Raw genomic sequence first — 22475 nt, forward strand, 5'->3', positions numbered from 1 at the left:
ATATCTGGCGTTGATTTTTGGCACGCTGTTGAGTTCTCAAGGAACGGACGCTTCCTTTGTACTCACCCTCTCGGGCTTTCCTCCGGGCGCTTCCCTTCGATGTTCCAAACTCTATCAGTGTTTTTCCGTCCCCCTGACCACCTCCCTGCAGACATGCAGAAGGTGACCCCGAGATAGGATCTGACAAGTATGGGTGCTGCTGAGCCAAGGACGCTCAGTCGCGCCGCTCGGCCTCAAGCAGGAGTACGACTGTACACGCGGCCGGGAAGCGGGTGCAAATCGATAGAGCTGGTGGTCTAGACCACTATCCGGTATCTTCCATGCGGAACCGCCAGTTCATCTGACATACCCTGCTCCACAGTGCGCCGTCCTGTACAGGCAGTGACGGCCCATATGGATCTCCACCTCTGGGAGGCTTCCCATGACCACCGTGACGTCCCCGATTGCAGGACGCGCCATCGGCCTGGCAGCAGTGCCGGATCCAGTCTTCTCCGGGGCCATGGTGGGCCCGGGTACTGCCATCGACCCCGTGCGCGAGCCGTCCGAAGCCGTCGCTCCCGTGGACGGAGTCATCGTCTCCCTCCATCCCCACGCCTTTGTCGTTGTCGACGAGCAGGGGCACGGCGTGCTCACCCACCTCGGTATCGACACCGTGCAGCTCAACGGTGACGGCTTCGAGCTGCTCGTGAACAAGGGCGACACCGTGACACGGGGGCAGGGCGTGGTCCGCTGGAACCCGGCCGCCGTGGAAGCCGCCGGCAAGTCCGCGGTGTGCCCCATCGTGGCGCTCGAGGCCACTGCCGAGGCTCTCTCCGATCTTCGTGACGATGGTGACGTGAAGGCGGGCGACAGTCTTTTCGTCTGGAAGTGACGTCGGTGCCGTCGTATGACGGCAAGCAGGACAACCACAGCGGCGGCGGGACCCGCCGCACTATCGGAGACGGGTGAGATGGAGACAACGCTGCGAGGCGTCGGTGTGAGTCACGGTGTGGCGATCGGCGAGGTTCGGCACATGGGAACGGCGGTGCTGGAGCCGCCTGCCAAGCAGATTCCGGCGCAGGACGCGGAGCGTGAACAGGGGCGCGCCCGCCAGGCCGTGGACGCTGTGGCGGCCGATCTGATGGCGCGTGGCAATCTGGCCGGGGGCGAGGCCCAGGCGGTGCTCGAGGCGCAGGCCATGATGGCGCAGGACCCCGAGCTGATGGCGGATGTCGAACGGCGTATCACCGTCGGGAGCACGGCCGAGCGTGCCGTGTACGACGCTTTCGCCGCGTACCGCGCCCTGCTGGCCGGTGCCGGCGAGTATCTGGCGGGTCGTGTGGCCGACCTGGATGACGTGCGGAATCGTATCGTCGCCCGGCTGCTCGGGGTGCCGATGCCGGGGGTCCCGGACAGCGACGAGCCGTACGTTCTTATTGCACGTGACCTTGCGCCCGCCGACACGGCGCTGCTCGACCCCGCCCTGGTCCTCGGTTTCGTCACCGAGGAAGGCGGGCCGACCAGCCACAGCGCGATTCTGGCGCGGGCGCTCGGTGTTCCGGCCGTGGTGGCGCTGCCGGGTGCCGGTGAGCTCGCCGAGGGCACGGTGATCGCTGTCGACGGCAGCACCGGCGAGATCTTCGTGAACCCCAGCGAGGAGAAGAAGGCGCAGCTGGAGGCCGCGGCTGCCGAGCGCAAGTCAGCGCTCGCCGCCTCGACCGGTCCGGGCGCCACCTCCGACGGTCACAAGGTGCCGCTGCTGGCCAACGTCGGTGGGCCCGGGGACGTGCCGGCCGCTGTCGCGGCCGGTGCCGAGGGTGTGGGCCTGTTCCGCACCGAGTTCCTTTTCCTCGACGACAGCAAGAACGCCCCGTCGGAGGCGAAGCAGATCGAGGCGTACCGGCAGGTGCTCGAGGCGTTCCCCGAGGGCCGTGTGGTGGTCCGGGTGCTGGATGCCGGCGCGGACAAGCCGCTGGAATTCCTCACGCCGGCCGACGAGCCCAATCCGGCGCTCGGCGTACGCGGTCTGCGGACGCTGCTCGACCACCCCGAGGTTCTGCGCACCCAACTGACGGCGCTCGCGAAGGCCGCGGAGGGTTTGCCGGTCTACCTCGAGGTCATGGCCCCGATGGTGGCGGACCGTGCCGATGCCAAGGCGTTCGCGGACGCGTGCCGTGAAGCGGGGCTGCAGGCGAAGTTCGGCGCCATGGTCGAGATTCCTTCGGCCGCGCTGCGGGCTCGGTCGATTCTGCAGGAGGTCGAGTTCCTGTCACTGGGGACCAACGACCTCGCGCAGTACACGTTCGCGGCCGACCGTCAGGTGGGTGCGGTGTCCCGGCTGCAGGATCCGTGGCAGCCCGCGCTGCTCGACCTGGTGGCGCTGTCTGCGGAGGCGGCGAGGGCAGAGGGCAAGAGCTGTGGTGTCTGCGGTGAGGCGGCGTCCGATCCGCTGCTCGCGTGTGTGCTGACCGGCCTGGGTGTCACCTCCCTTTCCATGGGTGCGGCGTCGATTCCCTATGTGCGTGCCACTCTCGGCAAGTACACGCTGGCCCAGTGTGAGCGTGCTGCTGCCGCGGCCCGGGCTGCGGAGAGCGCCGAGGAGGCGCGCAACGCGGCTCAGGCGGTGCTGTCCGGCGAGTAGCCGAGTCGGCCGTCGGCTGCTGTTTCACCGGCTGTTCTTGAGGGGTGCTCCACCCGCGGGTGGAGCACGCCTTCTGCTTTCAGTGGCGGTGACCCGGTGTCTGTCCTTCCTCCCCGAGGTCCGGCGGTACGCAGTAGTCGACGTCCGATTCCGGGGAGATCAGGTCCCCGGAATCGATGTCGGTGCAGTAGGCGTCGAACACCTCGCCGGCTGTGAGGGGTTCGAGACCCTCGCCGCGCAGACGCCAGCCGTAGACGCGGTCGGTGGTCCCGGGGGCGCTGGTGCGCATGACGAGTCCGCCCGGGCTCTGGGTGGCGATGCCGAGGGCCAGGACTGTGGTGAATTCGAGGGCTTCCGCCTCGTCGAGTTGGATGGCGCCTTGGTCGTCCTCGTCTGCATGGAGGACGGAAAGGAGTGTCTCGGGTTTTGCCGAGACGCTGCAGACGAGGTGACGGTTGCCTGGCCCTGCTGTGTCGAGGATGCGTACGACGAGGTGGGACGCCCGTGTGAAGGCGGCGCGACCGATGTCCTCGCCGCAGGAGGCGCAGGCTCCGAGGCGCGCGAGGAGTGTGGAGGCGTACTCCCAGGTGGCCTGTCGGACGGCTTCGTCGACGAGAGCCGGGACCAGGTCGGCCAGGGGCTGGCCCTCGTAGGGAAGCACGGGTCCCGTGGTGGCCAGTTCAGCGGTGAAGCGTGTGCGGCTGGACTGGACGTTGGGGTCGAGGCCCGTGTCCGCGCAGAATTCTGCGTACTCCTGCGGGTCGAAGAGGGCGACCGTGGTGTGGCTGCCCTGGGAGGCGCGTGTCTTGAGGAGCGCCTCGACCTGTTGGAGGTAGCTGGTGTGGTTGTCGAAGGTGAAGCTGCGGTAGCGCCGCATGGCACGGAAGTCGTGCTCGTCGGTCAGCAGGCCGATGGTGCCTGCGATTTCGCGACGCAGGACGCTTCGCATGCTCTGGTGGGCGGTGTGCGCCATCTTTCCCCCTGTGCACGGTCGATCAATGCTCACTCACAGTAACCGTCGGCACTGACAATGGCGTCCGAACGAGGCGATCACGGACCAGAAGGTGCTGAATCAGGCAGGTCAGGCCGATGATGGCCCCGAAGGTCAGCCATCCGGCCGGGCCGGTGGTGATGGCCGCGGTGACGGCCAGTGGCCCGACGCTGCGTTGGGCGGACTGGGCCAGGCCGTGCACGCCGAGGAAGGCGCCCTGCGCCGTGCCGGGGGCGAGCGCGACAGAGAGTTCCCAGGAAATGGTGGCGTGGAGCATCTCGGCCAAGGTGAAGGCGGCGGCCGAGGCCGTGAGGAGCAGGGGCGCCGTGATGGTTCCCCCGGTGGCGGAGAGCGCCATGGCGACGCCGCCGAGTGCGAAGGCGGCTGACAGCGGAAGGAGAAGCGCGCGGGCGGCCGCAGTGGTGGTCCCGAATCGGGCCAGGGGGACTTGAAGGGCCACCACCATCACGTTGTTGAGGACCAGCAACAGGGGCGCGAGGCCGTGCGGTGTGTTGCCCTCGTGGGCGATCCAGAGGGGCAGGCCGACCTTGAAGACTGCGTCGTCGAGGAAGAGAACGGTTTCGGTGGCCACGTAGGCGAGGTAGGTGCGGTCCCGCCAGGGATTTGTGCGTGCCGGCTTGGTCGCGGGTGGCGGGGTCTTCGAGGTGGTGACGGTGCGGGAGGCGGACGGGGGCTCGCCGCAGCGCAGGGTGAGGAGGGCGGAGGCGAGGAAGGAGACGGCGTCTCCGGCGAGGAGCCACTGGTAGGCGGTCGTCGTGCCGAGGGCCACGGCCGCCGCGGCGGCGAGGCCGCCCAGGGCCCAGCCCGCGTTGGCGATGGTGCGGTGGACGGCCTGGTAGCGGACGCGATCGGGCCCTGCCACGCGGGTGGCGTAGAGCCTGGTGAGGACGCTTGCCGCGCGGTCTCCGAGGCTGCCGACCGCGGAAAAGGCGAGGAGCAGGGCGTAGTCGTTCGTGGTGAGGAGCGCCAGGGAGGCCAGTGCGCGCAGGAGTTGGACGGCGAGCAGGACGCGGGTGAGCGGGAATCGGTCGGCGATGCGGCCCCCGAGGGGTGCGCCGGCGATACCGATCGCTCCGGCGGTTGCGGCGAGCGTGCCGACCTGGGCGACGGAGAGGCCCGAGGCGTAGATGAAGTACAGGACGGACACGGAGGCCCACAACCCGCTGCCGATGCGGTCGACGAGGGCGATGGTGAGCATTCTGCGTCCGTCGCGCCCTCCTGGTATGCGGCTCGACCATGCGGCTGCGCGGCGCATCGGCTGCACTGCTCCCCCTTGCCTTCAGTTATGTACTGATACATAATTTCCAACGTGGCAACACAATATGGGATCTCTGGTACGTCGGCCAAGGGAATTGCGGCGTCCGTCGAACGGGCCGTGGCGGAAGGGTCATTGGAGCCCGAGGCCGCGCTGCCTCCCGTGCGACGGCTCGCGGACGACCTCGGGGTCAGTCCCGGTACGGTCGCCGCCGCCTACAAGGAGCTGCGCCGGCGCGGCATCGTGATCACGCGCGGGCGGGGCGGGACCGTGGTCGCCCCGGCTCCCGCGGTGGCCTCACGTCGGCCGCCCAAGGTTCCGGAGGGACTGCGGGACTTGTCCGGCGGACACCCGGATCCCGCGCTGCTTCCCGCTCTCGTACCGCCGTCACAGCTGTCGCCCGGCGCCCGGTCGCACCGTTCGGCGCCGAGGCTGGCACGGCTGGAGGACGCCGCGCGTGACTGGATGGGCGCCGATGGGGTGCCGGTGGAGCACGTGACGTTCGCGCATGGGGCGCTGGATCTGATCGGACGGCTGTTGTCCGTGGAGTTGCGGTCCGGCGACGCCGTGGCGATGGAGGACCCGGGGTATCACCATCTGCTCGACCTGATCACGGCGTTGGGGCTGCGCATCGTGCCGGTGGCCGTGGACGACGAGGGGATGCGGCCAGAGGCCCTGCGCGGGGCGCTGCGGGCGGGTGTGCGGGCTGTGGTGTGCAGTCCTCGGGCGCAGAATCCGTACGGCGGCTGCTTCTCCGTGGCACGCCGGGACGCGCTCGTGGACGTGCTCCGGGACGAGCCGGACGTGCTGGTCGTGGAGAACGACCACGCGTCCGCCATCGCCGCCGCCCCCCTCCACTCGTTGACCGGAAGCGGGTTGGCGCGCTGGGTGCATGTCCGCACGGTGAGCAAGTTCCTCGGGACCGACCTGCGGTGGGCGTCAGCGGCGTGTGACGCGACCACCCTGGCCCGCCACGACGGGCGGTTGCTGCTGACCTCTGGCTGGGTGAGTCATCTCCTCCAGGAGACCGTGCACGGGTTGCTGACCGACACCGCCACACGCGCGTTGGTGGCGCGTGCCCAGGAAACGTACGAAGTGCGCCGCGGCGCACTCCTGGGCGAGCTGGACGATCGTGGCATCCCTGCGCGCGGGGCCAGCGGGATGAACCTGTGGGTGCCCGTGCAGGACGAGTCGGCCGTGGTGAACGGACTGCGCTCGTACGGCTGGTGGGTCGCGGCCGGCGCCCGGTTCCGGTCGTCGTCACCGCCGGGGGTGCGGATCTCCGTGGCCGAGCTGGAGCCGGCCGACGCGGCGCGGCTGGCCTCGGACTTCGCTGCCGTGCTCGGTGAGTCCGAGGCCACCTACGGCGGTTGAGCCGCCCCCGTCAGGCACGTTTGCGGGCGAGGTCCTCGTAGAAGTGCAGCAGATCCAGGTTGTCGATGGAGCCCGGATTGACGGCCTTTTCCAGTGGAGCGCCCTGGAGGAGGCGCTTGACGGGGACCTCGATGCGCTTTCCGGTGAGGGTGTGCGGGATGCCGGGGACTTCGATGATCTCGTCGGGGACGTGGCGCGGTGAGAGCTGTTCGCGGATGGTCTGCTTGATGCGGGCCAGCAGGTCATCGTCCAGGGCGGCGCCGGGAACGAGGTGCACGAAGAGGGGCATCCAGTAGCCGCCGTCGGGCTGTTCGATGCCGATGACGAGGGATTCCCTGATCTCAGGGATGCGCTCGACGGCTTCGTAGATGTCGGCCGACCCCATGCGTACGCCCTGGCGGTTCAGGGTGGAGTCGGAGCGGCCGTGGATGACGACGGAGCCGCGGGAGGTGACGGTGATCCAGTCGCCGTGGCGCCATACACCGGGGTAGGTGTCGAAGTAGCTGTCGTGGTAGCGGCTGCCGTCGGGGTCGTTCCAGAAGTGGATCGGCATCGACGGCATGGGGTTGGTGACCACGAGCTCGCCGACCTCGTCGGTCAGGGGCTTGCCGGCCGGGTCCCAGGACTGCAGGTCGGTGCCGAGGCCGGGTGCCTGGAGCTCACCGATGTACACCGGGAGGGTCGGTACGGCTCCCGCGAAGCAGGAGCACACGTCCGTGCCGCCGCTGACGGATGCGATCCACAGATCGTCGCGCACCTCGTCGTGCAGCCAGCGGAATCCATCGGGCGGCAGCGGGGATCCGGTGGTGGCGACGCACTGCACCTTGGAGAGGTCGAAGTCGCGGGCCGGGTGGACGCCGGCCTTGCGGCAGGCCATGACGTACGCCGCCGAGGTGCCGTAGAGGGTGGCTCCGGTCCGTTCGGCGATGCGCCATTGGGCGGCCGTGTCAGGGAAGCCGGGGCTGCCGTCGTAGAGCACGATCGTCGTTCCGGTGAGGAGGCCGGAGACGAGGAAGTTCCACATCATCCAGCCGGTCGAGGTGTACCAGAAGAAACGGTCCTCGGGGCCGAGGTCGCAGTGCAGGCCGAGCTGTTTGAGGTGCTCGATCAGAATGCCGCCCTGGGACTGGACGATCGCCTTGGGGAGGCCGGTCGTGCCCGAGGAGTAGAGCACCCAGAGGGGGTGGTCGAAGGCGACCTGCTCGAAGACCGGTTCCACGTCCGCGCTGGTCAGGGCGGACCATTCCAGGGCATCTACAGGGGGCTCGGTGCCGAGAAGAGGGATGTGGACGACGGCACGCAGGGTGGGTAGTTCGTGGCGCAGCTCGGCGACGATGTCGCGGCGGTCGTGCTCCTTGCCGCCGTAGCGGTAGCCGTCGACGGCGAACAGGACGACCGGTTCGACCTGCTGGAAGCGGTCCAGCACGCTGCGGGCGCCGAAGTCGGGGGCGCAGGATGTCCAGACGCCGCCCACGGCGGCCGTGGCCAGGAGCGCGACGACGGCCTGCGGGATGTTCGGGAGGTAGCCGCTGACGCGGTCTCCGGGGCGCACGCCGAGGGCACGCAGCTCGGCGGCCAGGGAGCCGACCTGGCGGCGCAGCTCGGCCCAGGTCACCGGGCGCGGCTCGTGTGTCTCGTCGACGTGCAGGAGGGCCGGTTCGTCCGCGCGGGTGGCGGCCGCGCGGAGAGCGTGCTCGGCGTAGTTGAGAGTCGCCCCGGGGAACCACTGGGCACCCGGCATCGAGCGGTCGCCGAGTACGCGCGCGTAGGGTGTCGAAAACCGTACGTCGAACCACTGCGTGACGGCTTCCCAGAACGTGTCCAGTTCGTCGACTGACCAGCGGTGCAGTGCCGCGTAGCCGCCCTCGGCGGGAGCGCCGTGCTGCTCGGCCGCCCAGGCCTGGAACTTTGTGACCTGCGCCTGGGCAATGCGTTCCGGATCTGGCTGCCAGAGCGGCTGGGGGTTCACGGTCGACATGGGGCGGCTCCCGGACTGTGCGCGTCGTATGCGTCGGTCGCGCACGAGCTGGGGTGTGCGCGTGACGCGGCTGACACGGACGATGCCATGTGATCGACTTCTACACCAGGGCGCGCTCCACATAGTCCGCGTCGTGAAGATGTGGTCCCGGCACGGGTGAACGGCAGTTGAACGACACGCGCGCGTGGGGCGGTCAATGGCAGGGTGAGCAGCATGGACGGTCGTGACCTGGTGCGTTCGATAAGGGTGGTCGGTTCGGTGAGGGCGGCCCAGAGGTTGCGTACCGTGAAGGCGGCGTGGCGCAGGAGGCGTGCCGACGCCTCCGCGCTGCCGTCGCGGGGTGCCGAGCGGGCGCGGGTGCCCGGGCCCGTACAGGAGGTGGAGCCCGGTCCGGGCGGTGGCGTCGTCCGGTTCAGCCGGTCCGAGCTGCGCATCTTCGTCGCTGTGAACGGGGCGGTCTTCTGGGGCTGGGACGGGGCCTCTCCCGAGCCGTCGTACGCGCTCGCGGGCCGCTGTCCGGAGCCGGATCCCCGGGCCGTCCTGGAGCCTGACAAGGACGGCGGCTGGCGGGTCGTGGCCGAGCGGGTGACGGTCGTCGTCTCGCGGCACGGTGCGGTCGAGGTGCTCACTCCCGGAGGTGTGACCCTGCGTCGTGATCTGCCGCCCCGGTGGTGGGAGCCGGTCGGGGGCGGCGCCGCACGCTGGATGCAGCGCTCCGAGGTGGCCGCGGACGCGCGGTTCTTCGGGCTCGGCGGACGGGCATCGGGCCCGCGGCTGCGGGAAGGAACGTACCGCCTGTGGAACACGGACCCGGGGCGCGCGTTCGGTCCCGGAGAGGATCCGCTGTACCTCACGATGCCGGTGCAGCTGGTGGTGGCCGACGCGGCGACGCATCTGGTGTTCCACGACACCTCGTGGGACGGCACGGTGACGCTGCGCGAGGGCGAGGAGGGCGCCGGTTCCGGGCACGACCGGGCGGGGACGTGCGAGCTGCGGATGGACGGCGGCCCGCTCCGCTGCTGGGTGGTCGTGGGCACCCCTGCGCGCGTGCTGCTCACCTGGGCGTCGCTGACGGGTGCGCCCGCGCTTCCGCCGGCGTGGGCGCTGGGTCATCACCACGCGCGCTGGGGCTTCGGGAGTGAGCAGGAGGTGCGGCGGATCGTCTCCGGCTACCAGGAGCGCGGGCTGCCGCTCGACGCCGTCCATCTGGACATCGACCACTACGACGGGCACCAGGTGTTCACCGTCGATCAGGAGCACTTTCCGAAGCTGCCGGTGCTGGCCGAGGAGCTGCGCCGGGACGGGATCCGGCTGGTGTCGATCGTCGACCCTGCGGTCAAAGCCGCAGAGGACAACGCGGTGTACGACAGCGGTGCCGCCGCGGACGCGTTCGTGCGGGACGCTTCGGGGCGGCTCGTGCGCGGGGTCGTGTGGCCCGGGGAGGCGGTCCTCCCGGATTTCACGCACGCGCGCGTGCGTGAGTGGTGGGGAGGTCTGTACCGGGAGCGGCTCGCCCAGGGGTTCTCGGGTTTCTGGCACGACATGAACGAGCCAACTTCCTTCGCCGCCTTCGGGGAGTCGACGCTGCCGCGTTCGGCCAGGCACTCGCTGGAAGGACGGGGCGGAGACCATCGGGAGGCACACAACGTCTACGCGCTGTGCATGGCCAGGGCTGCCTATGAGGGGCTGCGCGAACTGGCTCCCGAGGAACGGCCGTTCATTTTCTCGCGTTCCGGCTGGGCCGGCCTGCAGCGCTACGGGGGAACGTGGTCCGGTGACGTGGCCACGGGCTGGCCCGGGCTGCGGGCCTCACTGTCGCTGGTCATGGGGCTCGGGCTGTGCGGGGTGCCGTATTCGGGGCCGGATGTGGGCGGCTTCGACGGGAGCCCGTCGCCCGAGCTGTATCTGCGCTGGCTCCAACTGGGCGCCTACCTGCCGCTGTTCCGCACGCACGCGAGTCTGCGGGCGGGGCGCCGGGAACCCTGGGAGTTCGGTGCCGAAGTGCTGGAGCACGCGCGCGTGGCGCTCGTCGAACGCCGTCGGCTGCTGCCGTACTTCATGACGCTCGCGCATCTGGCGCGGCGCACCGGAGCGCCCTATGTACGGCCGCTGTGGTGGGCGGCGCCCGAGGACCGTGCGCTGCGCGACTGCGACGACGCGTTCCTGCTGGGCGACTGTCTGCTGGTGGCGCCGGTGCTCGACCCGGGCGCGGACCGGCGGGCGGTGCAGCTGCCGCGGGGGCGCTGGTACGACACGGTGACGGAGCAGGTGTACGAGGGGCCGGCGCAGGTTCTCCTCGACGCCCCCCTGTCGCGGATTCCGGTGCTCGCACGCGCGGGTGCCGTCGTCCCGGTGCGCGGGGACGACGGCGGGCTGGAGCTGGAGGTCTGGGCGCCTGCCCGGGGACGGAGCGGGGGCGGACTGGTGGTGCGGGACACGGGTGACGGATGGGACGAGCCGGAACTGGAGCGCTACGTCGCCCGTTGGACGAGGCGGCGGCTCATCGTCGAGCGGCAGGGCGAGGGCGGCACGAGTGAGCCGCCCTACCCGGTGCGTGTGCGAGGCCTGAAGGAGGCCTGAATCAGACGTACCGGCCCTCGAACCAAGCCCGTACGGCGAGCGTGTGCAGGGGGAAGGCGAGCTCCTCCGGCCTGCGCAGGAGGTGCCAGCCCTCCGTCTCGTCGGTGGCCGTGGACTGCGGGAGGCCTTCGGCCGGGCGCTCCGGGAGGACTCCGAACAGCAACAGGTGTCCGTCGGGTGAGCTCATGGCGTCGACGAGCCGCACGTCGCGGCCGGCTGCGTCGATGCCGGTCTCTTCCTTGAGCTCGCGGACGACGGCTTGCCGCCAGTCCTCGCGGTCGTCGATGTAACCACCGGGCAACGCGATGCCTCCGCGCGCGGGGGCGACGGTTCGGGTGATGACGACCAGGGCGGTGCCCTTCGTGTCGTACACGGGCTGGAGCGCGATCGCCACCGGCAGAGGGTTGCGGTAGGCCACCGCGTGGCAGGCCGGACAGGTGCGGGGCCAGCCGGAGATGCCCTCTCCGTAGGGCGCTCCGCAGCTCGAACAGTGGGAGTCGGGCGCGGAGTTGGGGGTGGAGGCATGAGTTTCGGACACGAAGCGGAATGTATCCGATCAACTGATGGGCGTCTTCGGCGGGCGGCTCAGTGGCCGCTGGTGAGCGACTTCCGGGAGACGGGGAAGTCGAAGTAGGTGTCCGGGTAGGGCTCGGGCTTGTACGTGTAGTGCCACCACTCCTCGGCGAGGTTCACAAATCCGAGACCCTCCATGGTGGTCTTGAGGAGCAGCCTGTTGGCGCGCTGTTCGCCCTGGATGCGCGGGTCGAGGGTGTGGGCGAGGGTGTCGAAGCAGTCGAACCCGGTGCCCATGTCGACGGAGTTGTCGGGGAAGCGCTCGTCCTTGGGGGCGTAGCAGGGCACCTGGGGCTCTCCCGGGTGGTACGGCCGGGTCGGTTTCGCGGGGAGCTTCGCGATGGTGAGGTCCATGGTCGAGCCGCGGCTGTGGCCGGATTTCTCCGCGATGTAACCGTCCTCGAACAGACGGGTCTTGTCGACGTTCGGGTAGAACTCGCTCTTCATCGCCTGGTCGTCGAGGTTCTTGGCCCAGCGGACGAAGTGGTTCACGGCGCGTTGTGGCCGGTAGCAGTCGTAGACCTTGAGGGTGTAGCCCTTGCGTAGCAGCCTCAGCTGGGCCTTGTGGAGTGCTTCGGCGGCCGGCCGGGTGAGGAGGCAGATCGGCTGTTGGTAGCCGTCGATGCGCTCGCCGACGAAGTTGTGCGGGGTGAAGTAGCGCATCTCCTGGATGATCGTGGGGTCCACGGTTCTCAGGGCCACGAAGTCCTTCGGCGCCTTGGGCTGAGTCGCGGCCCGGGTGGGGGCGGAGGCGGCGGTCACGGCCAGCAGGGCGGCGAGGGCGGTGATCAGACCGCGTACTGCACTGGAGAGTCGTGTCATGTCTCCTGCATCTATCAGGTTGGTGTTGCTCTCGGGAAGTGATCGGATGCAGTTCACCCCCGGATGCGCCGTGGGACGGCCGGAACGGAGCCCTGCCCATTTCCGGGCGCCCGTGGCAGACTCCTGACGTTCCGTCAGATTCCGTAGTGGGGAGGGGTTGTGTCGCGTACGCGCACACCTGTGGTCGACGGGTGGTTCGCCGGCGACGGGGACGGCTTCAGGCTTCTCGGCACGCGCTGCGCGGCGTGCGCCTCGGTCTTCTTCCCTCGTGAGGACGCACACTGCCGCAACCCCGGGTGTCCTGGCGGAGATCTTGAGGAGGTGCCCCTCTCGCGGCGCGGGCGCGTCTGGTCGTACACAGACAGCCGGTACCGACCGCCGTCACCCTATGTGACCGATCCGGAACTTCCGTGGGAGCCGTACGCGTTGATCGCTGTGGAGCTGGAGTCCGAGCGGATCGTGGTGCTGGGGCAGGCGGCTCCCGGGGTCACCGTCGCCGACCTGACGGTGGGCATGGAGGTTGAGGTCGTCCCGGGGGTGCTCCACGAGGACGCAAAGACGATCTGGACGACCTGGCACTGGCGGCCGACGGGGGTGAAGGCATGACAGGTGAGGTGGCGGTGCTCGGCGCGGGCATGCACCCGTGGGGCAAGTGGGGGCGCAGCTTCGTCGAGTACGGGGCTGCGGCGGCCCGTGCGGCGCTCGCCGACGCCGGGCTGGAGTGGCAGGACGTCGGCTCGGTCGTCGGCGCCGACACCGTGCGGGGCGGCTATCCGGGTCATGTGGCCGGTGCGACCTTCGCGAAGGCTCTGGGCTGGCAGGGGGCCAGGGTGGCGAGTGTGTACGCGGCGTGCGCGTCCGGGGCGCAGGCCGTCAACACCGCGCGGGCGCAGATCCTTGCGGGCCTGGCGGACGTAGTCCTCGTGGTGGGTGCAGACGCAGCACCCAAGGGGTTCTTCCGGCCGGCGGGAGGCGACCGGCCCGACGATCCGGACTGGCTGCGCTTCCGGGTGCTGGGGGCGACGAATCCGACGTACTTCGGGCTGTATGCGCGCCGTCGCATGGCCGTGCACGGCGACACGGTGGAGGACTTCGCGCAGGTCAAGGTGAAGAACTCGGCCTTGGGGGCGCTCAATCCGAACGCGCGCTACCGCAAGCGGGTCACCGCCGAGGAGGTCGCCGCCTCCGCGCTGGTCGCCGATCCGCTGCGGCTCCTCGACATCTGCGCGACGTCGGACGGAGGCGCGGCTCTGGTGCTGTCGAGCATGGACTTCGCACGTCGGCACGGAGTGAGCCGGCCGGTGCGGATCCGGGCCGTGTCCACGGTGACGCCGCGTTACCCCAACACGGTGCTGGATCTGCCGGACCTCGCGACGGACTCCGCGGTGGCCGTGGAGCCTGCCGCCGACACGTTCCGCGCGTCGATCGCGCGGGCGGCCTACGAGGAGGCGGGCCTCGGCCCCGAGGACCTCTCCCTCGCGGAGGTCTACGACCTGTCCACCGCCCTGGAGTTGCAGTGGTACGAGGATCTGGGGCTGTGCGGGCAGGGAGAAGGCGCAAAGCTGCTGAGGGAGGGGGCGACGGCCCTGGGCGGACGAATACCGGTGAACGTGAGCGGTGGTCTGGCCTCCTTCGGAGAGGCGGTTCCCGCGCAGGCGATTGCTCAAGTGTGCGAGCTGACCTGGCAGTTGAGGCAGCAGGCCGGTGAGCGGCAGGTGGCGGGGGCGCGCGTGGGCATCACGGCGAACCAGGGACTGTTCGGACACGGGTCGGCGGTCGTCGCGCTGCGGTAGGCGGAGGGCAAGCCCTTTCTCACACGCTGCGTGATCGCCCCGGAATCCTGCGTGAACGTCTCATGAACTGGGCCTGGGCGTGTGCCGACGGAGCCATCATGCTCCCGTGTACTCCTGGACGGATACTCTCCGCTTCGCCTTCCAACCGGTGGTCAACCTGGCCACCGGAGGGGTCGCAGGGCTGGAGATACTCGCCCGCCCGGAGACCGGCGACATCCTGACCGAGGCCCGTCGAAACCCCGAACTCGACGGCCGGCTGGCCGTGTTGGCGGTCCGTGCGGCGGCACGCAAGGAGACGCTGCTGCCGCTGCACGTCAACGTGTTCGCGGGCACCCTGGCCGACCTGGGCGGCCTCACCCCGCTGCACGCCGCCGTGCGTGAGGCGGGACGGCTGCCCTGGGAGGTGACGATCGACATCGGGCCGCCGTACATACACGTCCCGCAGCATGCGCTGCTGGAGGCGGTGAGCGCGCTGCGGGCGCAGGGCTTCCGGATCAGTGCGGACGGCGTCGGGGACGGGGACGTACCCTTGCGGCTGCTCACGGACATGGGGCCCGACCTGGTGAAACTGGATGCGTCGCTGCTGCCGCGGCCGGCCGCGGTCAAGGCGATGCGGACGCTGTGCGAGCAGTTGGGAGCGCTCCTGTCCGTCGAGGGCGTGGAGACGGAACTGCAGTGCGCGGCAGCGGTCTCGGCGGGTGCACAGCTGGCGCAGGGCGAACTGTTCGCGCCGCCGGCCCGGCTGCCCGCGGCGGACGTATACGTTCCGCCCCGTTCCCCCGGCGTCGTGGCAGTGCCGAGGTCTGGGCCTTCGGTGCTGGAATTCGTACGGCCCGCCGCGTTGCTGCCCGCCACCGCGTCGGCCGCTCAGGTACGGGCGCTGCTGACCGGGTCTCCCGAGGTGTCGGGCGTGCTGCTCGTGGACGCGCACGGGCGGCCCGTCCGGTCGGTTCACCGCTCACGTTTCCTGCTGTCGATGTCGGGGCGCTACGGACATGCGCTGTACGCCGACCGGCCCGCCGCCAAGCTCGGAGACCCGCCGCGGACGGTGGGCGTCGACGCCACCGCCTGGGAGGTGCTTGACGTGGTGGCCGTCGGCGACCGTGGCCGCACGTCGGACGATGTGGCGGTGGTGGACCGGACCGGGCGGTGCGTGGGTGTCGTGCGGCTCGCGGACCTCGTGCGGGCACTGGCCGAGAGCCGGGTCGAGGAGGCCGCCGGGCTCAATCCGCTCACCCGCCTGCCAGGGTCGGACGCGATCACCGGCGAGGTGGACCGCCGCATCGCGGACGGCCGGCCATTCGCGCTGAGCTGGCTGGACGTGGACCACTTCAAGCAGGTCAACGACGGGGCCGGGTTCGCGGCAGGAGACGAGCTGATCCGTTCGGTGGGGCGGGCGCTGCAGCACGCGGCGTCCGGGAACACCCGCGTCGGCCACATCGGTGGGGACGACTTCCTGGTGCTCGCCGAGCCGGAATGGCTGGATCCGCTGGCAGCCTCGGTGCTGGACGCGCCCTGGTCGGCCGGTGGGCGTCCCGTCACGTTGTCCCTGGCCACAGTCCTGTGCCCGCCCGGCAGTGTGACGGACCACCGGCAGGCCGCCGCGTGTCTGGCGCCGCTGAAGAAGGCAGCGAAATCACTGCACGGAGCGAGTTGGGTGCTGGGCCGGGCGGGTCTGCCGGGCCACGAGATCAGGCGGGGCTCAGGGACGGCGACCGCCCAGGCCGGGTGCGCGGTGGCGGAACCCGGCCTAGGCTGATCGTCGTAACCGAACGACCGTTTCTCCGTCGCTCGGACACAACGGCGGCTGTCACCGTTGCCGTCGGCGACCTTGACGCTCTGTGGGCGCCGGTGAACACTTCCGGTGTCAGTCGACATCGCCGTACATACACGGTGTATCCAGGCACGCGCCGCGCGGGCCCCGCCTGAAGAACAGGCCCGTTCCCCCACGGGCGATTCGGCTGCGACGGCACGCTCGTCACGGACGCCGGACGGGGCGCGGGAGCTTCCCTGCCTTCGGCTGTCGCCACGGGAAACGCACCCTGCACCGAGGAACCGGGGTCGATCGCCCCGGGACAGGGCCTAGGAGCCGCCATGAGCACTGCAGACACCCACGGTGAAGGCCGCGGCACGTGGAACCCGGTGGTCGGACCGCTGATCGGCGGGGTGCTTTCCGGGCTCATCCTCACAGCAGCCCTCTGATTCAAAGCAGCCTTCTGAAGGAACGAAGAAGGGGACGTCATGCCGGACAAGTTCGTCGCCGCTATCGACCAGGGCACCACCTCCAGCCGCTGCATCGTGTTCAACCAGGACGGCGCGATCGTCGCTGTCGACCAGCGCGAACATCGCCAGATCTTCCCGAAACCCGGCTGGGTGGAGCACGACGCCACGGAGATCTGGTCCAAGGTGCAGGCGGTGGTCGCCGGAGCGATCGCCAAGGCCGGGCTGCGCGCCGACCAGCTCAGCGCGCTCGGCATCACCAACCAGCGCGAGACGACGGTCCTGTGGGACCGCGCGACGGGCAAGCCCGTGCACAACGCCATCGTGTGGCAGGACACCCGCACCGCGGCGCTGACCAACCAGCTCGGCGGCTCGGACGGGCAGGACCGTTTCCGCGAGCAGACCGGGCTGCCACTGGCCACCTACTTCTCCGGCCCCAAGGCCGCCTGGCTGCTGGACAACGTGCCCGGCCTCAGGGCCCGCGCCGAGAACGGTGAGATCGCCTTCGGCACCATCGACTCCTGGCTCATCTGGAACCTGACGGGCGGCACCGACGGCGGACAGCACGTCACGGACGTCACCAACGCCGGGCGCACCATGCTGATGAACCTGAAAACCCTCCAGTGGGACCCGTCCATCCTCTCCGCGATGAACATCCCCGAAGCGGTCCTCCCCGAGATCAGGTCGTCGGCCGAGGTGTACGGCACCGCCGTGGGCCAGCTGGCCGGGGTGCCGGTCGCGTCGGCCCTCGGCGACCAGCAGGCGGCCGTGTTCGGGCAGGCCTGCTACGACGTGGGCACGGCGAAGAACACCTATGGCACGGGCAGCTTCCTGCTGCTCAACACCGGCAACCGGCCGGTGGCGTCGAAGAGCGGGCTGCTGACGACGATGGGCTACAAGATCGGCAGCGAGGCACCGGTCTACTGTCTGGAGGGGTCGATAGCCATAACGGGTGCCCTCGTGCAGTGGTTCCGCGACCAGCTGGGCATCATCCGGACCGCCGACGAGATCGAGCCCCTGGCGGCGAGCGTCGAGGACAACGGCGGAGCGTACATCGTGCCCGCCTTCTCCGGCCTGTTCGCGCCGTACTGGCGCTCCGACGCGCGCGGTGTCATCACGGGCCTGACCCGCTACGTCACCAAGGCGCACCTCGCCCGGGCCGTGCTCGAAGCGACGAGCTGGCAGACGCGCGAGGTCGTGGACGCCATGTACCAGGACTCCGGGGTGCACATCACCACCCTGAAGGTGGACGGCGGCATGACCAAGAACAACCTGCTCATGCAGCACCAGGCGGACGTGCTCGACGTTCCGGTGGTCCGCCCGAAGGTCTCCGAGACCACCTGTCTCGGCGCCGCGTACGCGGCCGGGCTCGCCACCGGCGTGTGGAACGACCTCGACGAGCTGAAGTCCCACTGGCAGAAGGACGTCGAGTGGACGCCCGCCATGGAGGCCTCCGTACGGGACCGCCAGTACCACAACTGGCGCAAGGCCGTGGAGAAGAGCTTCGCCTGGGAGGAGGAGGGCGAGAACTAGGCCCACGCGCGCGTGCGTGAGCCCTTTGGCTGCGGCCCGTACCCCGGTCGGCGGGGGTACGGGCCGCGCACGTGGTTCAGGTGGTGACGGTCTGACGGCGGTCGGCCGCGTACGCCATGGCGTGCTGGACCACGCCGATGAGGACCTCCTTGACGGACTCGCGGTCGCGGGCGTCGCAGAGCACGAGCGGTACGTCCTCATCCAGGTCGAGGGCCTGGCGGACGTCATCGGCCGGGTAACGGGCCGAGCCCTCGAAGCAGTTGACGCCGACGACGAAGGGTATGGAGCGCCGCTCGAAGTAGTCCACGGCGGCGAAGCAGTCCTCCAGGCGGCGGGTGTCGGCGAGCACGACGGCTCCGAGGGCGCCCTCGGAGAGCTCGTCCCACATGAACCAGAACCGTTCCTGCCCTGGCGTGCCGAACAGATACAGCACCAGGTCCTCACGGAGGGTGATGCGGCCGAAGTCCATGGCCACGGTGGTGGTGTGCTTGCCCTCCACGCCGCTCGTGTCGTCGACGGGCCGTCCGGCCTCGGTGAGCAGCTCCTCGGTGCGAAGCGGCCTGATCTCGCTGACCGCGCCGACGAGGGTGGTCTTGCCCACGCCGAAACCGCCGGCCACCAGGATCTTGAGCGTGACGGGCTCGACCGGAGGCTTCCCGCGCTCAGAACGCCCGAAGATCATCGATCTCTTCTCCTGCTTGCTGGGGGTGGGACGACGGCGGTCCGTAGCCTCCGCCGCCGGGGGTTTCGATGACGAGTACGTCGCCGGGGCCGACGTCCGCGGAGTCGCTTCCGCCGAGCGCGGTGACCGTGCCGTCCGCGTGCTCCACACGGTTGGCGCCCAGGGCACCGGGCTCGCCGCCCGCCATGCCGTAGGGCGGGACCCTGCGGTGCTGGGAGAGCGTGGAGACCGTCATGGGCTCGTGGAAGCGGATGCGGCGCACCGCGCCGTCCCCGCCCCGCCAGCGGCCGGGGCCGCCACTGCCGTACCGGACGGCGAACTCGTCGAGCTGCACGGGCAGCCGCCACTCCAGGACCTCGGGGTCGGTGAGCCGCGAGTTGGTCATGTGGGTCTGCACGACGGGCGCGCCGGGGAAGCCCTCGCCCGCGCCGGAGCCGGAGGCGACGGTCTCGTAGTACTGGTGCCGCTCGTTCCCGAAGGTGACGTTGTTCATGGTCCCGGAGCCTTCGGCCTGGACGCCGAGCGCGGCGTAGAGGGCGCCGGTGATGGCCTGGGAGGTTTCGACGTTGCCTGCGACCACGGCGGCCGGCGGCTCGGGCGCGAGCATGGAGCCGGGCGGGACGACGATGTCGAGGGGGCGCAGGCAGCCGTCGTTGAGCGGGATGTCGTCGGCGACGAGGGTGCGGAACACGTACAGGACGGCCGCGTTGACCACTGCGAAGGGGGCATTGAAGTTGCTCGCCAGCTGGGGGGAGGTACCGGTGAAGTCGACGGTCGCGCGGCGGTTTTCGCGGTCCACGCGCACGCGTACGCGGATGACGGCCCCCGAGTCGGTCTCGTAGGCGTACTCGCCGTCGTCCAGGGCGTCGACGACCCGTCGTACCGCCTCCTCGGCGTTGTCCTGGACGTGCTTCATATAGGCCTGCACCACGTCGAGGCCGAAGTTCTCGATCATGCGGGCGACTTCGTCGACGCCCTTCTGGTTGGCGGCGATCTGGGCACGCAGGTCGGCGAGGTTGGTCTTGGGGTTGCGGGAGGGGTAGGGCGCCTCGGTGAGCAGGCCGAGGGTCTCCTCCTCGCGGAAGCGGCCGTTCTCGGCGAGAAGCCAGTTGTCGAAGAGGATGCCCTCCTCGTCGATGGTGCGGCTGCCCGCGGGCATGGAGCCCGGGGCGATGCCGCCGATCTCGGCGTGGTGGCCGCGGGAGGCGACGTAGAAGAGGATTCGGTCACCCTGCGTGCCGAAGACCGGGGTGATCACCGTGACGTCCGGCAGGTGGGTGCCGCCGTGGTACGGGTCGTTGACGGCGTATGTGTCGCCCGGCCGCATCGAGGTGCCCCGGCGGCGGATGACCTCCTTGACGCTGGTGCCCATGGAGCCCAGGTGGACGGGGATGTGGGGCGCGTTGGCCACCAGGTTTCCGTCCGGGTCGAAGAGGGCGCAGGAGAAGTCGAGCCGCTCCTTGATGTTGACGGACTGGGCCGTTGACTCCAGCCGGGCGCCCATCTGTTCGGCGATCGACATGAAGAGGTTGTTGAAGACCTCGAGGAGAACCGGATCGGCTTTTGTGTCGAGATCGGAACTCTCCGTAATCGCCGCGCGTTCCATGACCAGATGCCCGTCGTCTCGTGCCACGGCCTGCCAGCCGTCGTCGACGACGGTCGTCGCGCTGGCCTCGGTGATGATCGCGGGGCCGGTGACGGTTTCGCCGGGAGGGAGGTCCTCGCGGCGGTGGAGGGGGACGTCGCGCCAGGCGCCGCCGGTGTGGAGCCGGACGGTCTCGGGCGTGGACGGGCCGCCCGCGGGGGCGGCTCGGTACGGGGCGAGAACAGACAGATCGGGGGGTTCTGTGATGCCGGTGGCTTCGACGGAGAGGGCTTCGACGACGATCGGTCGGTCGAGCGTGAAGGAGTACGTGGCGCGATGACGTTCTTCGAAGGTGTGACGCATCGTGTCGGGGTCGGTCAGCTCGACGGTGAGGGTGCTGTCGGTGCCGTCGTAGCGCAGCTGTGCGCGGCGGGTGACCTGGATGCGGTCCTCGGGGACGTCTTCGGCGAGGAGTTCCGCGCGGGCCGCTGCCTCCAGGTCGTCGGCCGTCTTGAGGACGGCGGGCATGGAAGCGGGCTCCAGGGGTGCCTCGGCGGACTGTTCGCGCATGGCGGTGGTGTCGGCGAGTCCGATGCCGAGCGCGGACAGGACGCCCGCCATGGGCGGTACGAGGACGGTGCGGATGCCGAGCGAGTCGGCGACCTTGCACGCGTGCTGGCCGCCCGCACCGCCGAAGGTGGTGAGGGCGTACCGGGTGACGTCGTGGCCTTTCTGGACGGAGATTCGTTTGACGGCGTTGGCGATGTTGGCGACAGCGATCTGCAGGTAGCCCTCGGCGACTTGCTCGGGGGTGCGGTCGTCCCCGGTCCTGGTGCGGATCTCGCGCGCGAGGGCGGTGAAGCGGTCGCGGACGAGGGCCGCATCGAGAGGCTGGTCGCCGTCCGGGCCGAACACCCTGGGGAAGTGGGCGGGTTGGATCCGCCCCAGCATGACGTTGGCGTCGGTGACGGCGAGCGGGCCGCCGCCGCGGTAGCAGGCGGGCCCCGGGTCCGCGCCCGCCGAGTCCGGCCCTACGCGGTAGCGGGAGCCGTCGAAATGGAGGATCGAGCCGCCACCGGCTGCGACGGTGTGGATGTCCAGCATCGGCGCGCGCAGCCGGACGCCGGCGATCTGGGTGGTGAAGACGCGTTCGTACTCGCCCGCGTAGTGCGAGACATCGGTGGAGGTGCCGCCCATGTCGAAGCCGATGACGCGGTCGAAGCCGGCCAGCTGCGACATCCGGGCCATGCCGACGATGCCTCCGGCCGGCCCGGAGAGGATGGCGTCCTTGCCGCGGAACTGCCCGGCTTCGGCGAGCCCGCCGTTGGACTGCATGAACATCAGCCGTACGCCTTGGAGTTCATCGGCGACGTGCTGGACGTAGCGGCGCAGTACGGGCGACAGGTAGGCGTCGACGACCGCGGTGTCCCCGCGCGGCACGAGCTTCATCAGTGGGCTGACCTCGCTGGACAGCGAGATCTGCGGAAAACCGACGCGCGCGGCCAGCTCTCCCACGGCCTGCTCGTGAGCGGGGTGCAGATGGCTGTGCATGCAGACGACGGCGACTGCGCGGATGCCGTCGTCGTACGCCTCCTGGAGGGGGTCGAGGAGGGCGTCCAGGTCGGGGGCGCGCAGGACGGTGCCGTCTGCGGCGATGCGCTCGTCGACCTCCACGACCCGCTCGTGGAGCAGTTCGGGGAGGTCGATGCGGCGGGCGAAGATGTGCGGGCGGTTCTGGTAGGCGATGCGCAGAGCGTCACGGAAGCCCCGGGTGACGACGAGCAGTGTGCGTTCGCCCTTGCGTTCCAGAAGCGCGTTGGTGGCGACCGTCGTTCCCATCCGGACGGCCTCGATGGGGTCCTGGGAGCTGTCCAGCAGTTCGCGTACGCCCGCGACCGCCGCGTCGGAGTATCGCGCCGGATTCTCCGACAGCAGCTTGTGCGTCAGCAGGCGGCCGTCCGGGCGCCGCGCGACGATGTCGGTGAACGTGCCGCCGCGGTCGACCCAGAACTGCCAGCCTGTCACGTCAGTACCCCGCTTCCGCGCCTCTCACAGTGCCCGGAGGCCGTTGATCACGTCGCGCAGAATACTCTCGTCCGGCAGTTCGGCAGGGGGTACCGGCCGCGTCACATGGACGAATTCCCCGGCGACGAGGTCACCGACGAGGACGCGGACCACTCCGATCGGCAGATCGAGTCCGGCGGCGAGTTCGGCGACCGACTGGGGGGCGTCACGGCACAGATCGACGATGTCCACGTGCTCCGGCGACAGCGTCGCGTCGGCGTCCGGATCGTCCGCCTGGGGCTCCGTGACGACCACCGCGATCAGGTCGAGGCGGTGCTGGCCCGCACTGGTGGTGCGGCCGCGCGTCATCGCGTACGGGCGGACGACCGGACCGGCTTCGTCGTCGAACCAGTGGCTTCTTCCCTGACCGTCAGCGCTCATGAC

The 22475-nt window shown here is 70.1% G+C and carries 16 protein-coding genes; 8 read left to right on the forward strand and 8 right to left on the reverse strand.

From position 1 onward, the window contains the following. Positions 1 to 421 precede the first annotated feature (421 nt). On the forward strand, positions 422 to 871 hold the full coding sequence (locus IH68_RS0141255) for a PTS sugar transporter subunit IIA (RefSeq protein WP_030946599.1): 450 nt from the start codon (positions 422 to 424) through the stop codon (positions 869 to 871). A 78-nt stretch (positions 872 to 949) separates the two neighbouring features. Then, a complete protein-coding gene (gene ptsP / locus IH68_RS0141260) occupies positions 950 to 2620 on the forward strand; it encodes a phosphoenolpyruvate--protein phosphotransferase (RefSeq protein ID WP_030946601.1) in 1671 nt (556 codons plus the stop codon). A 79-nt stretch (positions 2621 to 2699) separates the two neighbouring features. Here the strand turns inward: ptsP and IH68_RS0141265 are convergent, their stop codons facing one another. Together IH68_RS0141265 and IH68_RS0141270 are read right to left on the reverse strand one after the other, a co-directional pair. Next, on the reverse strand, positions 2700 to 3593 hold the full coding sequence (locus tag IH68_RS0141265; protein ID WP_030946603.1) for a hypothetical protein: 894 nt from the start codon (positions 3591 to 3593) through the stop codon (positions 2700 to 2702). Positions 3594 to 3615: 22 nt separating this feature from the next. Then, entirely contained in the window at positions 3616 to 4830 is a 1215-nt protein-coding gene (locus IH68_RS0141270; RefSeq protein WP_030946608.1) for an MFS transporter, read from the reverse strand. Between the two features lie 111 nt (positions 4831 to 4941). Here IH68_RS0141270 and IH68_RS0141275 point away from each other — a divergent pair, with 111 nt between their 5' ends. Continuing rightward, complete coding sequence (locus IH68_RS0141275) at positions 4942 to 6261, forward strand: aminotransferase class I/II-fold pyridoxal phosphate-dependent enzyme (RefSeq protein WP_037886124.1); 1320 nt, start codon at positions 4942 to 4944, stop codon at positions 6259 to 6261. Between the two features lie 10 nt (positions 6262 to 6271). Here the strand turns inward: IH68_RS0141275 and IH68_RS0141280 are convergent, their stop codons facing one another. Then, a complete protein-coding gene (locus tag IH68_RS0141280) occupies positions 6272 to 8239 on the reverse strand; it encodes an acetoacetate--CoA ligase (protein ID WP_030946615.1) in 1968 nt (655 codons plus the stop codon). A 213-nt stretch (positions 8240 to 8452) separates the two neighbouring features. Here IH68_RS0141280 and IH68_RS0141285 point away from each other — a divergent pair, with 213 nt between their 5' ends. After that, a complete protein-coding gene (locus tag IH68_RS0141285) occupies positions 8453 to 10819 on the forward strand; it encodes a TIM-barrel domain-containing protein (RefSeq protein ID WP_030946617.1) in 2367 nt (788 codons plus the stop codon). Position 10820: 1 nt separating this feature from the next. Here the strand turns inward: IH68_RS0141285 and IH68_RS0141290 are convergent, their stop codons facing one another. After that, positions 10821 to 11357, reverse strand: coding sequence for an NUDIX domain-containing protein (locus tag IH68_RS0141290; RefSeq protein ID WP_030946620.1), 537 nt, complete (start codon positions 11355 to 11357; stop codon positions 10821 to 10823). 47 nt (positions 11358 to 11404) lie between these two features. Beyond that, positions 11405 to 12214: a M15 family metallopeptidase gene (locus IH68_RS0141295; protein WP_030946623.1), complete on the reverse strand. Its 810-nt coding sequence runs from the start codon at positions 12212 to 12214 to the stop codon at positions 11405 to 11407. A 180-nt stretch (positions 12215 to 12394) separates the two neighbouring features. On the opposite strand from IH68_RS0141295, the gene IH68_RS0141300 reads away from it, so the two are divergent. The 4 genes from IH68_RS0141300 to glpK all read left to right on the forward strand — a co-directional run bounded on the left by IH68_RS0141300 (position 12395) and on the right by glpK (position 17760). Beyond that, positions 12395 to 12820: a Zn-ribbon domain-containing OB-fold protein gene (locus tag IH68_RS0141300; RefSeq protein WP_030946626.1), complete on the forward strand. Its 426-nt coding sequence runs from the start codon at positions 12395 to 12397 to the stop codon at positions 12818 to 12820. Then, positions 12817 to 14007 carry a lipid-transfer protein gene (locus tag IH68_RS0141305; RefSeq protein WP_030946629.1) on the forward strand — a complete coding sequence of 397 codons (1191 nt, stop codon included), beginning with the start codon at positions 12817 to 12819 and terminating at the stop codon, positions 14005 to 14007. The genes IH68_RS0141300 and IH68_RS0141305 overlap by 4 nt, the downstream gene beginning before the upstream one ends. A gap of 106 nt (positions 14008 to 14113) precedes the next feature. Then, positions 14114 to 15766: a GGDEF domain-containing protein gene (locus tag IH68_RS0141310; RefSeq protein WP_030946632.1), complete on the forward strand. Its 1653-nt coding sequence runs from the start codon at positions 14114 to 14116 to the stop codon at positions 15764 to 15766. 482 nt (positions 15767 to 16248) lie between these two features. After that, the gene (glpK, locus tag IH68_RS0141320) at positions 16249 to 17760 is read left to right on the forward strand and encodes a glycerol kinase GlpK (protein WP_030946634.1); all 1512 of its coding nucleotides are present in this window, start codon (positions 16249 to 16251) and stop codon (positions 17758 to 17760) included. Between the two features lie 76 nt (positions 17761 to 17836). On the opposite strand, the gene IH68_RS0141325 is transcribed toward glpK, so the two are convergent. The 3 genes from IH68_RS0141325 to IH68_RS0141335 are packed head-to-tail and all read right to left on the reverse strand — an operon-like array spanning position 17837 to position 22472. Next, a complete protein-coding gene (locus IH68_RS0141325) occupies positions 17837 to 18442 on the reverse strand; it encodes a GTP-binding protein (protein WP_030946636.1) in 606 nt (201 codons plus the stop codon). Then, positions 18423 to 22052: a hydantoinase B/oxoprolinase family protein gene (locus IH68_RS0141330; RefSeq protein WP_030946638.1), complete on the reverse strand. Its 3630-nt coding sequence runs from the start codon at positions 22050 to 22052 to the stop codon at positions 18423 to 18425. Before IH68_RS0141330 ends, IH68_RS0141325 begins: the two co-directional genes overlap by 20 nt. A 24-nt stretch (positions 22053 to 22076) precedes the next feature. Then, complete coding sequence (locus IH68_RS0141335) at positions 22077 to 22472, reverse strand: DUF742 domain-containing protein (RefSeq protein WP_030946641.1); 396 nt, start codon at positions 22470 to 22472, stop codon at positions 22077 to 22079. Positions 22473 to 22475: the final 3 nt, after the last annotated feature.

It is taken from the genome of Streptomyces sp. NRRL S-646 (assembly GCF_000720765.1).
In the GTDB taxonomy this organism is placed as follows: Bacteria; Actinomycetota; Actinomycetes; order Streptomycetales; family Streptomycetaceae; genus Streptomyces.

Bases quoted from the DNA above. Each gene is read 5' to 3' on its own strand.
- IH68_RS0141295 (WP_030946623.1), bottom strand. From the start codon at position 12,214: ATGACACGACTCTCCAGTGCAGTACGCGGTCTGATCACCGCCCTCGCC.
- IH68_RS0141335 (WP_030946641.1), bottom strand. From the start codon at position 22,472: ATGAGCGCTGACGGTCAGGGAAGAAGCCACTGGTTCGACGACGAAGCC.
- glpK (WP_030946634.1), top strand. From the start codon at position 16,249: ATGCCGGACAAGTTCGTCGCCGCTATCGACCAGGGCACCACCTCCAGC.
- IH68_RS0141285 (WP_030946617.1), top strand. From the start codon at position 8,453: ATGGACGGTCGTGACCTGGTGCGTTCGATAAGGGTGGTCGGTTCGGTG.
- IH68_RS0141305 (WP_030946629.1), top strand. From the start codon at position 12,817: ATGACAGGTGAGGTGGCGGTGCTCGGCGCGGGCATGCACCCGTGGGGC.
- IH68_RS0141265 (WP_030946603.1), bottom strand. From the start codon at position 3,593: ATGGCGCACACCGCCCACCAGAGCATGCGAAGCGTCCTGCGTCGCGAA.
- IH68_RS0141325 (WP_030946636.1), bottom strand. From the start codon at position 18,442: ATGATCTTCGGGCGTTCTGAGCGCGGGAAGCCTCCGGTCGAGCCCGTC.
- IH68_RS0141255 (WP_030946599.1), top strand. From the start codon at position 422: ATGACCACCGTGACGTCCCCGATTGCAGGACGCGCCATCGGCCTGGCA.
- IH68_RS0141280 (WP_030946615.1), bottom strand. From the start codon at position 8,239: ATGTCGACCGTGAACCCCCAGCCGCTCTGGCAGCCAGATCCGGAACGC.
- ptsP (WP_030946601.1), top strand. From the start codon at position 950: ATGGAGACAACGCTGCGAGGCGTCGGTGTGAGTCACGGTGTGGCGATC.
- IH68_RS0141270 (WP_030946608.1), bottom strand. From the start codon at position 4,830: ATGCTCACCATCGCCCTCGTCGACCGCATCGGCAGCGGGTTGTGGGCC.